Annotated in this window: 13 protein-coding genes; 5 read left to right on the top strand and 8 right to left on the bottom strand. The window is 64.4% G+C overall.

The features are described 5' to 3' along the window. Positions 1–118: 118 nt before the first annotated feature. Positions 119–1,294, top strand: coding sequence for an NAD(P)/FAD-dependent oxidoreductase (locus ACMDCR_RS31480; protein ID WP_413990391.1), 1,176 nt, complete (start codon positions 119–121; stop codon positions 1,292–1,294). A 153-nt stretch (positions 1,295–1,447) separates the two neighbouring features. Here ACMDCR_RS31480 and ACMDCR_RS31475 read toward each other — a convergent pair whose 3' ends face one another. Both ACMDCR_RS31475 and ACMDCR_RS31470 read right to left on the bottom strand, forming a co-directional pair. Then, a complete protein-coding gene (locus tag ACMDCR_RS31475; protein WP_413990390.1) occupies positions 1,448–1,954 on the bottom strand; it encodes a disulfide bond formation protein B in 507 nt (168 codons plus the stop codon). Next, positions 1,945–2,547 carry a YqaA family protein gene (locus ACMDCR_RS31470; RefSeq protein ID WP_413990389.1) on the bottom strand — a complete coding sequence of 201 codons (603 nt, stop codon included), beginning with the start codon at positions 2,545–2,547 and terminating at the stop codon, positions 1,945–1,947. Before ACMDCR_RS31470 ends, ACMDCR_RS31475 begins: the two co-directional genes overlap by 10 nt. Positions 2,548–2,955: 408 nt before the next feature. Here ACMDCR_RS31470 and ACMDCR_RS31465 point away from each other — a divergent pair, with 408 nt between their 5' ends. The 3 genes from ACMDCR_RS31465 (at position 2,956) to bmt (ending at position 7,086) form a co-directional block, all read left to right on the top strand. Further along, entirely contained in the window at positions 2,956–4,335 is a 1,380-nt protein-coding gene (locus ACMDCR_RS31465) for a murein hydrolase activator EnvC family protein (RefSeq protein ID WP_413990388.1), read from the top strand. Then, the gene (locus tag ACMDCR_RS31460; RefSeq protein WP_413990387.1) at positions 4,332–5,666 is read left to right on the top strand and encodes a S41 family peptidase; all 1,335 of its coding nucleotides are present in this window, start codon (positions 4,332–4,334) and stop codon (positions 5,664–5,666) included. Before ACMDCR_RS31465 ends, ACMDCR_RS31460 begins: the two co-directional genes overlap by 4 nt. A 430-nt stretch (positions 5,667–6,096) precedes the next feature. Further along, a complete protein-coding gene (gene bmt, locus ACMDCR_RS31455; protein WP_413990386.1) occupies positions 6,097–7,086 on the top strand; it encodes a betaine--homocysteine S-methyltransferase in 990 nt (329 codons plus the stop codon). 133 nt (positions 7,087–7,219) lie between these two features. Here the strand turns inward: bmt and lysA are convergent, their stop codons facing one another. The 3 genes from lysA to argH all read right to left on the bottom strand — a co-directional run bounded on the left by lysA (position 7,220) and on the right by argH (position 10,202). Further along, positions 7,220–8,485: a diaminopimelate decarboxylase gene (lysA, locus tag ACMDCR_RS31450; RefSeq protein WP_413990385.1), complete on the bottom strand. Its 1,266-nt coding sequence runs from the start codon at positions 8,483–8,485 to the stop codon at positions 7,220–7,222. A 7-nt stretch (positions 8,486–8,492) separates the two neighbouring features. Then, positions 8,493–8,693: an LPS translocon maturation chaperone LptM gene (gene lptM, locus ACMDCR_RS31445; RefSeq protein ID WP_413990384.1), complete on the bottom strand. Its 201-nt coding sequence runs from the start codon at positions 8,691–8,693 to the stop codon at positions 8,493–8,495. A gap of 123 nt (positions 8,694–8,816) precedes the next feature. Continuing rightward, positions 8,817–10,202, bottom strand: coding sequence for an argininosuccinate lyase (gene argH / locus ACMDCR_RS31440; RefSeq protein WP_413990383.1), 1,386 nt, complete (start codon positions 10,200–10,202; stop codon positions 8,817–8,819). A 15-nt stretch (positions 10,203–10,217) separates the two neighbouring features. Here argH and tlpA point away from each other — a divergent pair, with 15 nt between their 5' ends. After that, on the top strand, positions 10,218–10,895 hold the full coding sequence (tlpA, locus tag ACMDCR_RS31435) for a thiol:disulfide interchange protein TlpA (RefSeq protein ID WP_413990382.1): 678 nt from the start codon (positions 10,218–10,220) through the stop codon (positions 10,893–10,895). A 23-nt stretch (positions 10,896–10,918) separates the two neighbouring features. Here tlpA and rlmH read toward each other — a convergent pair whose 3' ends face one another. The 3 genes from rlmH to ACMDCR_RS31420 form a co-directional block, all read right to left on the bottom strand. Beyond that, complete coding sequence (gene rlmH / locus ACMDCR_RS31430) at positions 10,919–11,398, bottom strand: 23S rRNA (pseudouridine(1915)-N(3))-methyltransferase RlmH (RefSeq protein ID WP_413990381.1); 480 nt, start codon at positions 11,396–11,398, stop codon at positions 10,919–10,921. 7 nt (positions 11,399–11,405) lie between these two features. Beyond that, positions 11,406–11,810 (bottom strand): ribosome silencing factor, encoded by a 405-nt coding sequence (rsfS, locus tag ACMDCR_RS31425; protein WP_413993775.1) that lies wholly within the window; start codon positions 11,808–11,810, stop codon positions 11,406–11,408. A 138-nt stretch (positions 11,811–11,948) separates the two neighbouring features. Continuing rightward, a complete protein-coding gene (locus ACMDCR_RS31420) occupies positions 11,949–12,533 on the bottom strand; it encodes a nicotinate-nucleotide adenylyltransferase (RefSeq protein WP_413993774.1) in 585 nt (194 codons plus the stop codon). Positions 12,534–12,685: the final 152 nt, after the last annotated feature.

The raw sequence follows: 12,685 nt of genomic DNA, 5'->3' as shown, positions 1-12,685 counted from the left end.
GACACTCTCTTGAGTGTCGTTGGGACGTCCGCGCTCCCAGCATATTGCACTTCCCCCGTCGTCGATCATAGAAAGGTCGCTTCCACGGCGCAATTGCCGCACTTCCTGCGAGTCCCTCGTGAATCCCTCTTCGTCCGATATCGTCATCGTCGGCGGCGCGGCCATCGGCTCCGCCACCGCCTATTTCCTCAAGGCCGCCCTGGGCTATGCCGGCAAGGTCACGGTGGTCGAGCGCGATCCGACCTATGCCCTTTCCTCCACCACGCTGTCGGCCGCCTCGATCCGCCAGCAATTCTCGACGCCGGAAAACATCCGCATGAGCCTGTTCGGGCTCGAGATGCTGCGCAATCTGAAGGAACGCTTCGGCCCCGGCGCCGATATCGGCTTCCATGAGGGCGGGTATCTCCTGCTGGCGACGGAGGCGGGAAAGCCGATCCTCGAGCAGAACTGGCAGGTGCAGAGGGCGGAGGGTACGGAAATCGAACTGCTTGACCCTGAGGCGTTGCAGCGCGAATTCCCCTGGCTCAACGTCGAGGGCATCGCGGCCGGCGCCTATGGCCGCCGGGGCGAAGGCTGGTTCGACGCCCATTCGCTTCTGGACCTCCTGCGCAAGGCAGCGCGCGATGCCGGTGCCGTCTATGTCAAGGACGAGGTCGTCGGCATCGAGCACGACGGTCATCGCGTCGAGGCCGTCAGGCTCAAATCGGGTGGGCGCATCGCCTGCGGTGCGCTGGTCGACGCTGCGGGGCCGCAGGGCGGGGATGTCGCCGCGATGGCCGGGCTGGCGCTGCCGGTCGAGCCGCGAAAGCGCTCCGTCTTCGTGGTGCGCTGCAAGACGCCTCTGCCGCGCATGCCGCTGCTGGTCGAGCCCGGCGGCATCTATATCCGCCCGGAAGGCGAGGTCTATATCTGCGGCGGCGCCGAGGATGAGCGCGGCGAGCAGCGCGCCGATGGCGATTTCGAGGTGAACTATTCCCTGTTCGAGGAGGCCCTCTGGCCGGCGCTCGCAACGCAGGTGCCGGCGCTGGAGGAACTGAAGCTCGTGCGCGCCTGGGCCGGCCACTACGAATACAACACGCTCGACCAGAACGCGGTGATCGGCCCGCACCCGGCCATGCCGAATTTCTTTTTCGCCAATGGTTTTTCGGGGCACGGCCTGCAGCAATCGCCTGCGGCGGGGCGGGCGATCGCGGAGCTGATCACCGCCGGCCGTTTCGAGACACTGGATCTCAGCGTGTTCGGTTATCAGCGCGTGATCGACAACAAGCCGGTGTTCGAGCTGAATGTGATCTGAGGGTCATCCCGGGCGAGCGCAGCGAGACCCGGAACCGCAAGACGGGAAGGGCATCTTTCTCGGCAACCGGCCGCGGATCTGCGAAGCGTCAGTTCGTGCCGCATCGTGTCCCCGCACATGCTCGTTCGCAAGTATGTGCTGAGGACGACTTCCCTACCTCGCCTTCGCCGCCCGCAAGGCGCCCCACAGTGTGATCAGCACCAGCACCGCCATCACCACGCCATTCCAGCCCGCCAGCGACACGCCCAGGATGCGCAGGCGCGGATTGGTGCAGGAGACGACGGTGGAGTTGTCGATGGCATCGAGCAGGCCGCCGACATTGTCGGGATTCGAGCCGACATTGCCGGCCGAGCAGTCCGCCGGCCCGAGCCAGAAATTCCACTCCGCGCCGGCCTGGTAGACGCCGAGGAAGCAGCCATAGGCGAACAGGGCGGCAAGCAGCACCAGCAGCAGCGCCAGCAGCTTGCCGGGCAGGCGGTTGCCGACAAGGCCGAGGATGATGGCGATCGGCACGCCGATATAATAGGGCCAGCGCTGCTGGAGGCAGAGCGGGCAGGGCGCGTAGCCGAAGCCATATTGCAGTACCAGGGCAGCGAGAATGACGACGAGACCGATCAGTCCGGCCACGAGAACGGCCCGTGAGGCGCTGGTCAATGGCATGTGCTGCTCTCGGGGAAAATGTAATGCGACGCGAAAACGCCGGCGATGAGGAAGATCACCAGGCCCACCACGACAGGCGTGAGATATTTCTCGATGAAGGCCCGCAGCGGCGCGCCGAAATAGTTCAGGATGCCGGCGAGCACGAAGAAGCGCGCGCCGCGCGTGATCACCGAAAAGACCACGAACCAGAACAGGCTGTAGCCGGCAAATCCGGACGTGATCGTGACGATCTTGTAGGGGATCGGCGTCAGGCCCTTGATCAGGATGATCCAGGCGCCGTTCTCCGCATAGAGGCAGCGGAATTGCTCGACGCCGTGCTGATAGCCATAGAGATTGATCAGCCAGGTGCCCACCGTATCGTAGAGCAGCCAGCCGATCATGTAACCGAGGACACCCCCCAGAACCGAGGTGATTGTGCAGATGGTGGCGTAGAGCCAGGCCTTCTTCGGCTGGGCCACCGACATCGGGATCAACATGATGTCGGGAGGCATTGGAAAGAAGGAGCTCTCGGCGAATGATATGAACCCGAGCACCCAGACCGCAAAGGGACTTTCCGAGGCACGAATCATCCAGTCATAGAAGCGGCGCAGCATGGGCTTTCCTAATTGATTGCAAGTCCCTTAGAGCAAAACGCGTTCAGGCGTGAACGCTGCTCTGCTCTCACTCCATGTTTCGACGCGTCTTTGCGGTTCCTGACGATTCCGTCAAATCGCAAAACGCTTTAGCGGGCCAGGCAAAGGAAATCCACCGGGGTGTGTCGTCAGTTACCGCCCCGGATGATCAACTTCCCGTTGGTCGAGGCATCTTCTCCACCGTTGATTAGCGCAGGATGAGGTTTGAGGTGGCGAATCGCGGGCGGACGAAGTGCTCCATGGATTTGCCCCAGAAAAGGCGCGATGGCTCGCCAGTTTCTCTTGTGGGTAAGAAGAATCGTTAACGAATGAAGAATTCGTTAACCTTATGGGCTGCATCTGTCGGGAATGATCGCAACGGGCGCACATGTGAAGCGGAACCTGGCCATGCTCGCCGGGCTGACGGTCGCGCTCTCGCTATCCCCCATTGCCGCCTTCGCCCAATCGGCGACGCCCGTTCCCGCGACCCAGCCTGCCGTCGATCCGGCCAGAGAGGCCACCACCAGGCGCGACGACCTCGCGCGGCTGCAGGGCGAGATCAAGCTTTCCGACGAGACGCTGGCGCGCCTGCGCAGCGACATCCAGTCGCTGGGAGCCGATCGCGACAAGCTGCGCCAGCAACTCGTCGACACCGGCAACCAGACGCACGACACCGAGGCCAAGGTGCTGGCCGCCGAGGCACGCCTTGCCTCGCTCGACAGCAATGAGGACAACATCCGCGTCTCCCTGCAGAGCAAGAGGGGCCTGCTGGTCGAGGTGCTCGCCTCCCTGCAGCGCATGGGCCGCAATCCGCCGCCCGCCATGCTGGTCCGCCCGGACGATGCTCTCCAGGCCGTGCGCACGGCCATGCTGCTCGGCGCCGTGCTACCGGAAATGCGCCAGGAAACCCAGGCCCTCATCGCCGACCTCAAGGAATTGCAGCGGGTGCGCGGCGAGATCACCGCCCAGCGCGACACGCTGAAGCAGGCGCTGCAGGATCTTGCCGAGAACCGCACGCGCACCCAGCTCCTGGTCGAGGAACGCCAGAAGGTGCTGGCGCAGGAACAGGACAGCCTCTCCACCGAGCAGGCTCATGCCACCGCGCTGGCACAGCAGGCAGCCAATCTCAAAGATTTGATCGCCCGCATGGAACGCGAGGTGCCTTCGGCCCAGCGCGCCGCGGGCAGCGCGGACGCGGCCTCCAGCCAGGCTGCCGCTGGCGCCAGATCGTCCCTGGTGGCGCTGCAGGATCCCAGCCGCCTTACCCCCGCAGTCCCCTTCGATCAGGCCAAGGGCATGCTGCGGCTGCCGGTTACCGGCTCGATCGTCCGCAGTTTTGGCTCCGATGACGGCAATGGCGGCCAGTTCAGGGGCATGACGCTGACCACGGCGGCCGACGCCAACGTTACCGCGCCCTGCGACGGCTGGGTGGTCTTCGCCGGAAATTTCCGTTCCTACGGCCAGCTCTTGATCATCAATGCCGGCGGTGGATATCATGTCGTGATGGCCGGCATGGACAAGATTAATGTTGCGCTGGGCCAGTTTGTCTTGACGGGCGAGCCCGTTGCCGCCATGGGTTCAGATCAGGCCCGAGGACCGGGAACAGACAACGGGGCCCAGTCCGCTTTGGGGGCGGAGCCGATGACCGCGGCGCTCAATGCTGCCTCCGGCACGCATCAGCCAGCCCTTTATATCGAGTTCAGAAAAGACGGTGTTTCCATAGACCCCACACCATGGTGGTCCAATCAAGGCGAGAAGGCACGCGGATGATTCGCAAGCTTCCCATTCTACTCTGCGGTGTGGCCCTCGGCGTTGTCGCGACGGTCGCGATAACCCAGGCCCCTATGCTGATGGGCGGCGCCCACGCAGCCGTGACCGATACCTACAAGCAGCTCAACCTGTTTGGCGATGTGTTCGAGCGCGTCCGCTCCGACTATGTCGAGCAGCCCGACGATTCGAAACTGGTGGAAGCGGCCATCAACGGCATGCTGACCTCGCTCGACCCGCATTCGAGCTACATGGATGCCAAGAGCTTCCAGGACATGCAGGTCCAGACCAAGGGTGAGTTCGGCGGCCTCGGCATCGAGGTCACCATGGAGGACAACAACCTCAAGGTCGTCTCGCCGATCGACGATTCGCCGGCCTCCAAGGCAGGCATACTGGCCGGTGACGTGATCACCGCCCTCGATGGCGATCCGGTCCAGGGCATGACCCTGCAGCAGGCCGTCGACAAGATGCGCGGCGCCGTCAACACGCCGATCACGCTGAAGATCCTGCGCGGCGGCAAGGGCGATGCGATGGACGTCAAGGTCGTGCGCGACATCATCAAGGTGAAGTCGGTGCGCTCGAAGAAGCTGGGCGACGATATCGGCTATATCCGCATCACCCAGTTCACCGAGCAGACCTTCGATGGCCTGAAGAAGAGCCTCGACCAGCTCAACAAGGATATCGGCCAGGACAAGATCAAGGGCTATGTCATCGACCTCCGGAACAATCCGGGCGGCCTGCTCGATCAGGCCATCCAGGTCTCGGACGCCTTCCTCGAACGCGGCGAGATCGTCTCGACCCGCGGGCGCAGTCCGGACGACGTGCAGCGCTACACGGCGCGCTCGGGCGACCTGACAGGCGGCAAGCCGGTGATCGTGCTGGTCAATGGCGGCTCGGCCTCGGCTTCTGAAATCGTCGCCGGCGCCCTGCAGGACCACAAGCGCGCCACCATCCTGGGCACGCGTTCCTTCGGCAAGGGCTCGGTGCAGACCATCATCCCGCTGCAGGGCAATGGTGCGCTGCGCCTGACCACGGCGCGTTACTACACGCCGTCGGGCCGCTCGATCCAGGCCAAGGGCATCGAGCCGGAGATCGTGGTGCAGGAGAACGTGCCGGCCGACCTGAAGGGCAAGGACCAGACCAGCGGCGAAGCGGGCCTCAAGGGGCATCTCGCCAATCCGGGCGACGACAAGTCGGAGGAGGGCGGCTCCTCGGCCTATGTGCCGGCCGACGAGAAGGACGATACCCAGCTCCAGCAGGCGATCGACCTTCTGCACGGCAGCCAGAAGAGCGCCTTCTTCCCGCCCGACCCGAAGGCCGGCGTGCCGAACTGATCTCGGAGCGCAGGCATCTCAGCGACATTCTATCGAAGATAAATGTCGCGATGTCCGCTCTTGAGCCATTGAGGTCACAAAATTGAGTGCCGCGGTTGTTATCAGCCGCGGCATTTTTGCTTCCGGCAGTACCGTTTCAAGAGGCGGACATCGCGACATTTATCTTCGATAGAATGTCGCTGTGATGTCCGCGCTCCCAGGATCCTCGCCACGCGCGCTTCCTGGCTGATCAGGTTCTTTAACTTATAAAGATTGACATATAAAGATATCATTATATTTATGCTATTGAACTCATCTCGCTCGTCCCACTACGCCTCTACGGCTGCAGGTGATGGCGCTGGAGACCCTTGCGGTTCGCTGCTGGATTTCCCGCTTGAAACATCCCCGCAAAGGCCTATGTGGAAACTTGGTCTTCGCTAAAGGATACCCCATGCGTCTCACAGATCTCTTGGCCCAGAAGCCCGTGCTGCTTGCCGACGGCGCCACAGGAACCAATCTGTTCGAGATGGGCCTGATGTCGGGTGATCCGCCTGAGATGTGGAATCTCGAGCATCCCGACCGCATCCACGCGCTGCACCAGTCTTTCGTCGATGCCGGCGCCGACATCATCCTGACCAATTCCTTCGGCGGCAATCGCCGGCGTCTCGCCCTGCACAAGCTCGACGGGCGCGTCAGGGAACTCAACGCCGCTGCCGCGCGCAATGCCCGTCTCGTCGCCGACGGTGCCGGCCGGCCGGTGATCGTTGCGGGTTCGGTCGGCCCGACCGGCGATCTCTTCCAGCCGCTCGGCCCGCTGACCGAGGACGATGCCGTCGAGATCTTCCACGAGCAGATCGAGGGCCTCAAGGAAGGCGGCGTTGACGTGATCTGGGTCGAGACCATGTCGGCCTCCGAAGAAATGCGCGCCGCCGCGAAGGCCGCGGTCAAGGCCGGCATGCCCTATACGGTGACGGCGAGCTTCGATACCGCCGGCAAGACCATGATGGGTATTCCGCCCTCTGCCATGCCAGAGGTGGCCGATGGCATTGATCCCAACCCGGTAGCGGTGGGCGCCAATTGCGGCGTGGGCGCCTCGGACCTGCTGGTCTCGGTGCTGTCGATGACGGAGGCCAATCCGGACGCCATCGTCATTGCCAAGGCCAATGCCGGCATTCCGCAGTTCCATGGCGACCACATCCATTATTCCGGCACGCCGGAGCTGATGGCCGAATATGCGCGCCTTGCCATCGATGCCGGCGCCCGCATCATCGGCGGCTGCTGCGGCACATCCCCGGCCCATCTCAAGGCGATGCGCCAGGCCATCGACGGCCACACCCGCGCCGAACGGCCGGATACCGCCAAGGTCATCGCAGAGATCGGCCCGCTGGTGGCACCGCCCAAGGCCGGAGGTACCGAAGAGCGCCGCCGCCGCAGGCATTGAGCCTGGGAGCGCGGACGTCTCGTCCGCCTCTTGAAGCACCGGCAGCATCATAAAGGGCGCGACCAATAAGTTTCGCGCCCTTTCCTTTGAGCGTGTCGCTTACAAGAGGGGACGAGACGTCCGCGCTCCCAGCTCACATCCAATCCGGGATACTATCGAGCCCCAAGAGCTCCTCGTAGCTCGGCCGTTTCCGGATCACCGCGAACCTGTCTCCATCCACCAGCACTTCCGGCACCAGCGGACGGCTGTTGTAGGTGCCGGCCTGCACGGCGCCATAGGCGCCCGCCGACATCACGGCAAGGAGATCGCCGCTCGCCACTTCCGGGATGTCGCGGTCGAGCGCCAGGTAGTCGCCGGTTTCGCAGACCGGCCCGACCACGTCCGCCGTGAGCATGGCGCCGCCGAGCGGACGTTCCTTCACCGGCCAGATCGCGTGGTAGGCCTCGTAGAGCGTCGGGCGGATCAGGTCGTTCATGCCGGCGTCGACGATGACGAAGGTCTTGCCCTCGCCCTCTTTCACATAGACGACCTCCGTGACCAGGATGCCGGCATTGCCGGCGATCAGGCGGCCGGGCTCGAATACCAGCGTGGCGCCCAGATCCTTGGAATAGCGCTTCACCACCGCGGCATAGTCGTCCGGGTGGGGAGGGGGCTCGTTGTCGTCCTTGTAGGGGATGCCGAGGCCGCCTCCGAAATCGATATGGTCGATGACATGACCGTCGGCGCGCAGGTCGCGCACCAGGGCGACCAGGCGCTCGATCGAGGCGTCGTAGGGCTCGAGCGCCGTGATCTGGCTGCCGATATGCATGTCGACGCCTGTGACCTCGATGCCGGGCAGCTTGGCCGCGCGGGCATAGAGCGCGCGCGCCTGGGCGATCGGAATGCCGAACTTGTTCTCGGATTTGCCGGTCGAGATCTTCTTGTGGGTCTTGGCGTCGACATCCGGATTGATGCGCAGGGAGACCCGCGCCGTGCGGCCCTTGGCGCTGGCGCGCTGGGAAAGCAGCTCCAGCTCCGGCTCGGATTCGACGTTGAAGCAGAGGATGTCTTCGTCGAGCGCGTAATCGAGCTCGCTCAGGAGCTTGCCGACGCCCGAGAACATGATCTTGCTGGCCGGCACACCGGCGGCGCGGGCGCGGCGCAACTCGCCCTCGGAGACCACGTCCATGCCGGCGCCGAGCTTGGCCAGCACGCGCAGCACCGCGAGGTTGGAATTGGCCTTCATGGCAAAGCAGACGAGGGACGGCACGTCGGCGAACGCCTGGGCGAAGACCTTGTAGTGGCGGCGCAAGGTTGCGGCCGAATAGCAATAGAAAGGCGTCCCCACCGCCGCGGCGATTGCCGGCAGTGCGACATCCTCAGCGTGCAGCACGCCGTTTCGATAAGTGAAATGATGCATCGGACGATCAGTTCAGCAGGAAGTCCATAGGCAGCTTGCGGTCCGGCTTGACATAACCCGGATCCTTTTTCTTGCCGGTGAGACCGCCCTTCTGCGGCACGTTCTGCTCCGGCGGCGGCTCAAGCTTGCCCTTGCGGCCACAGCCAGCCAGGCCAAGGCTCGAAACCAGCGCCAGAGCGAGAGCGACGCGGAACGCATTACCAAGCATAGGGAACTCCAATGTTTCTCGCTGTGTAGCACGAAATTCGAAATGTGATGCAAGGTAGTAAGGCAAGGGGCGCCACGCAAAGCCTCCCCCAGCTTCGTGGGGGAGGCTCGCGTCGCGCCTTTCTTATCCCCTGCTCAACACCTTCAGCCAGCGCTTCGCCTGTGCCTTCACATTGGCCGGGGCCGTGCCGCCATAGGAGGTGCGGCTGCGCACCGACTTCTCCACGCCCAGCACGCCGAACACGCCGTCATTGATGCGGGGCTCCACGGCCTGCATGTCGGCCAGGGTAAGCTTTTCCAGCGGCAGTTTGCGCTCGGCTGCCATGCCGACCAGGCGGCCGGTGACATGATGGGCCTCGCGGAACGGCAGGTTGAGCTCGCGCACCAGCCAGTCGGCGAGATCGGTGGCGGTGGCATAGCCGGAGCCCGCCGCTGCCTTCATGCGCTTGAGATCGGGCACCATGTCCCTGACCATGCCGGCCATGGCCGCCGTGCAGAGCGACAGGGTCTGCAGCGCGTCGAAGGCTGGCTCCTTGTCCTCCTGCATGTCCTTGCCATAGGCAAGCGGCAGGCCCTTCATCATCACCAGCAGCCCGATCAGGGCGCCTATGACGCGGCCGGCCTTGCCGCGCACCAGCTCGGCGGCATCGGGATTGCGCTTCTGCGGCATGATCGAGGAGCCGGTGGTGAACTTGTCCGACAGCGCGACGAAGGCGAATTGCGGAGTCGTCCAGATCACGATCTCCTCGGCAAAGCGCGAGAGGTGCATCGCCGTGATCGAGGCGGCCGATAGGGCCTCCAGCACGAAGTCGCGATCCGAGACCGAATCGAGCGAATTGGCTGTGGGGCGATCAAAGCCGAGGGCCTTGGCCGTGGCATGCCGGTCGATCGGGAAGGAGGTGCCGGCCAGCGCGGCTGCGCCGAGCGGGCATTCGTTGAGGCGGCGGCGCGCATCGGCGAAGCGGCCGCGGTCACGCCCCAGCATCTCGACATAGGCCATGAGGTGATGGCCGAAGGTCACCGGCTGTGCCGATTGCAGATGGGTAAAGCCCGGCATCACCGCGCCTGCGAAGGCGAAGGCCTTTTCGGTGAGCGCCGTCATCAGGTCTTTCAGCTGGGCGTCGAGGTCGTCGATCGTGTCGCGCACCCAGAGCCTGAAGTCGGTCGCGACCTGGTCGTTGCGGGAGCGGGCGGTGTGCAGGCGCCCGGCAGCCGGGCCGGCAAGGGCTGCCAGCCGGGACTCCACATTCATATGGATGTCTTCGAGCGCACGCGAGAAAGTGAACGAGCCGCTCTCGATTTCGCCACGGACCGCCTCTAGACCTTCCGAGATGGCCTTGGCATCGGCGGTGGCGACGATCCCCTGCTTCTCCAGCATGGCGAGATGCGCCAGCGAGCCGCGAATGTCCTGGGCCCAGAGGCGCTTGTCAAAGTCGATCGAGGCGTTGATCTCTTCCATGATCGCGTCCGGTCCCGACTGGAACCGGCCGCCCCACATTTTGTTGCTCATCTGGATAGGCTTTCAGTGAACGAAGACAGTCGGCAGGAAAATCCCGAAGCGCGGCCCCCGCAAAGATCGAACCGGCGCTGGCTGGTTGGTGCGGCCATCCTGGCAGGAGCCGTGGTTGGCGTGGGCGCGGTATACGGGACAAAGGGCGGCATGGGCAATCAGGAAAGCGTGTCCTGCCCGGGGGCCGCTGCGGTCGCGGCGAAGATGGATCCCCTGGCCAAGGGCCAGGTGGCAGCACTCAACGTCAATCCAGCGCCCCAGCCGCTCACGCCCATCAGCTTCCAGAACGCCGACGGCACCAAGGTGACGCTCGCCGACTTCAAGGGCAAGACCGTGCTGCTCAATCTCTGGGCCACCTGGTGCATTCCCTGCCGAAAGGAGATGCCGGCGCTCAACAAGCTGCAGGCCGACCTCGGCGGGCAGGATTTCGAGGTCGTTGCCGTCAATATCGACACGCAGGGAACGGATCGCGTCGAGGCGTTCCTCAACAAAGCCGGCATCGACAAGCTGCACCGCTATGCCGACCCCTCGACCAGCATCCTGCAGAGCCTGAGGAACGAGGGACTGGGACAGGGCCTGCCGACCTCGGTGATCGTCGACAAGCAGGGCTGCCGTCTTGGCGCCCTGGCCGGCCCCGCCGAATGGGCGAGCGACGATGCCAAGGCGCTGATCAAGGCAGCGATCGGCTCGTAGTCCGGGTGCACCGGCATCCGAATTTAGACCCGGTGATAAGGGTGTCCGGCGATGATCGTCGAGGCCCGGTAGAGCTGTTCGGCAAGGAGAACGCGAACGATCTGGTGCGGCCAGGTCATCTTGCCGAAGGAAAGTGTCATGGTCGCGTGCGATCTTATCGCGTCACCATGACCATCGGCGCCGCCGATCAGAAAGGCGAGGGAGGCAGTGCCACCATCCCGCCAGCCGGCGATCCTCGCGGCAAAGGCCTCGCTGCCTGGCGAGGCGCCGTTCTCGTCCAGGGCGACGACCTGGGCGCTGCCTGCCGCAGCGAGCAGCTTGTCCGCCTCCTCGGCCTTGCGGTCCTCGGCACGGCGGGCGCGGCTTTCGTCGATCTCGATGATGTCGAGAGGGCCGAGCGCCAGGCTTCGGGAAGTCGCATTCAGCCGTTCGGCATAACGGGCCACGAGATCGCGTTCCGGGCCGGCTTTGAGCCGGCCGACGGCGCAGATCAGGAGGCGCATCTCGCGTTTAGCTCGGGCGCAGTTCGTTCGGACGGCCCGACGACCACATCTTCTCGAGATTGTAGAAGGCACGGACCTCGGGACGGAACAGATGCACGATCACATCGCCCGTATCGATCAGCACCCAGTCGCAGACCGGGATGCCCTCGAGGCGGGGACTGCCATGTCCATTGTCCTTGAGATCCTTGATCAGGCGATCGGCCATCGCGCCGACATGCCTCGCAACGCGACCCGTTGCGATGATCATGACATCGGCGATAGCACTTTTACCGCGCAGATCGATTTCCACAATTTCCTCGGCCTTCATGTCGTCCAGGCTCTCGAGGATCAGGCGAACCGTGGCGTCAACGTCCGGGCGGATCGCTCGGCTCACGGGATGAAGCGGTATCACATCCGCTTCGCGTCTCACCAACGTGGTCAGGGGCACACCCTCTTGCTCATTGATTCGCGGACCTCCGCGAATTCCATTCGCTCCACAATATTAGCAAGTCATGGCGTCGATTCAATGACACCAATGGGATAAACCTACCCCAACAGGGTGAATCCGGCGTTAATTTTCGCTGGCCGGCAGGCCGTGACCCCGTGCGCGCAGTGCGGTCGAGGAGTTGCTGTCGAGCGGTGCGTGCAGGAAGACCCAGGCGGGCGGCTTGTGGCGCTTGAGGTTGCGCGCCTTATATTCGGGCAGGCGGAAGGCGGCGAGCGCGCGAGCCGCCTTGGCGAGGGGCCCCTTGGTGGTGGCGCCGGGCCGGGCAACCACGGCGATGGCGACGCGCGAGGCGATGCCCTGCCAATGCTGCCAGCGGTGGAAGCCTGCGAGATTGTCGGCACCCATGATCCACACGAAGGTCACGCCCGGGCAGCGGCGCTGCAGCCAGGCGATGGTGTCGTAGGTGTAGCGGGTGTGGATATCCGCCTCGATGCCGGTGACGACGATGCGCGGATGGTCGGCCAGCTGGCGCGCCGCCGCCACGCGCATCTCGAGCGAGGGCAGCGCCTGGTTGTCCTTAAGCGGATTGCCGGGCGTGACCAGCCACCAGACCTGATCGAGGCCGAGCCGCGTCAGCGCCACGAGGCTCGCATGCCGGTGGCCTTCATGCGGCGGGTTGAAGCTGCCGCCGAACAGGCCGATGGTCATGCCCGGCGAGAAGGACGGCAGGCGGCGGGCATCGGCGGGGCTGGGGAGATTTCCTGGCAAGACTCATCCTGCGGAGAGCGCTACGACGTCAGGTATAGGGGCGGGACTCTAGCCTCCCCCACGAAGCTGGGGGAGGTGTCGCGACGAAGTCG

Source organism: Labrys okinawensis (genome assembly GCF_047345005.1).
In the GTDB taxonomy this organism is placed as follows: domain Bacteria; phylum Pseudomonadota; class Alphaproteobacteria; order Rhizobiales; family Labraceae; genus Labrys; species Labrys okinawensis.
Note: the sequence above shows the minus strand (reverse complement) of the source record. Positions and strands in the feature narration are given on the sequence as shown.

Bases quoted from the DNA above. Each gene is read 5' to 3' on its own strand.
- bmt (WP_413990386.1), top strand. From the start codon at position 6,097: ATGCGTCTCACAGATCTCTTGGCCCAGAAGCCCGTGCTGCTTGCCGAC.
- ACMDCR_RS31475 (WP_413990390.1), bottom strand. From the start codon at position 1,954: ATGCCATTGACCAGCGCCTCACGGGCCGTTCTCGTGGCCGGACTGATC.
- argH (WP_413990383.1), bottom strand. From the start codon at position 10,202: ATGAGCAACAAAATGTGGGGCGGCCGGTTCCAGTCGGGACCGGACGCG.
- rlmH (WP_413990381.1), bottom strand. From the start codon at position 11,398: ATGCGCCTCCTGATCTGCGCCGTCGGCCGGCTCAAAGCCGGCCCGGAA.
- ACMDCR_RS31420 (WP_413993774.1), bottom strand. From the start codon at position 12,533: ATGACCATCGGCCTGTTCGGCGGCAGCTTCAACCCGCCGCATGAAGGC.
- lysA (WP_413990385.1), bottom strand. From the start codon at position 8,485: ATGCATCATTTCACTTATCGAAACGGCGTGCTGCACGCTGAGGATGTC.
- ACMDCR_RS31470 (WP_413990389.1), bottom strand. From the start codon at position 2,547: ATGCTGCGCCGCTTCTATGACTGGATGATTCGTGCCTCGGAAAGTCCC.
- lptM (WP_413990384.1), bottom strand. From the start codon at position 8,693: ATGCTTGGTAATGCGTTCCGCGTCGCTCTCGCTCTGGCGCTGGTTTCG.
- ACMDCR_RS31460 (WP_413990387.1), top strand. From the start codon at position 4,332: ATGATTCGCAAGCTTCCCATTCTACTCTGCGGTGTGGCCCTCGGCGTT.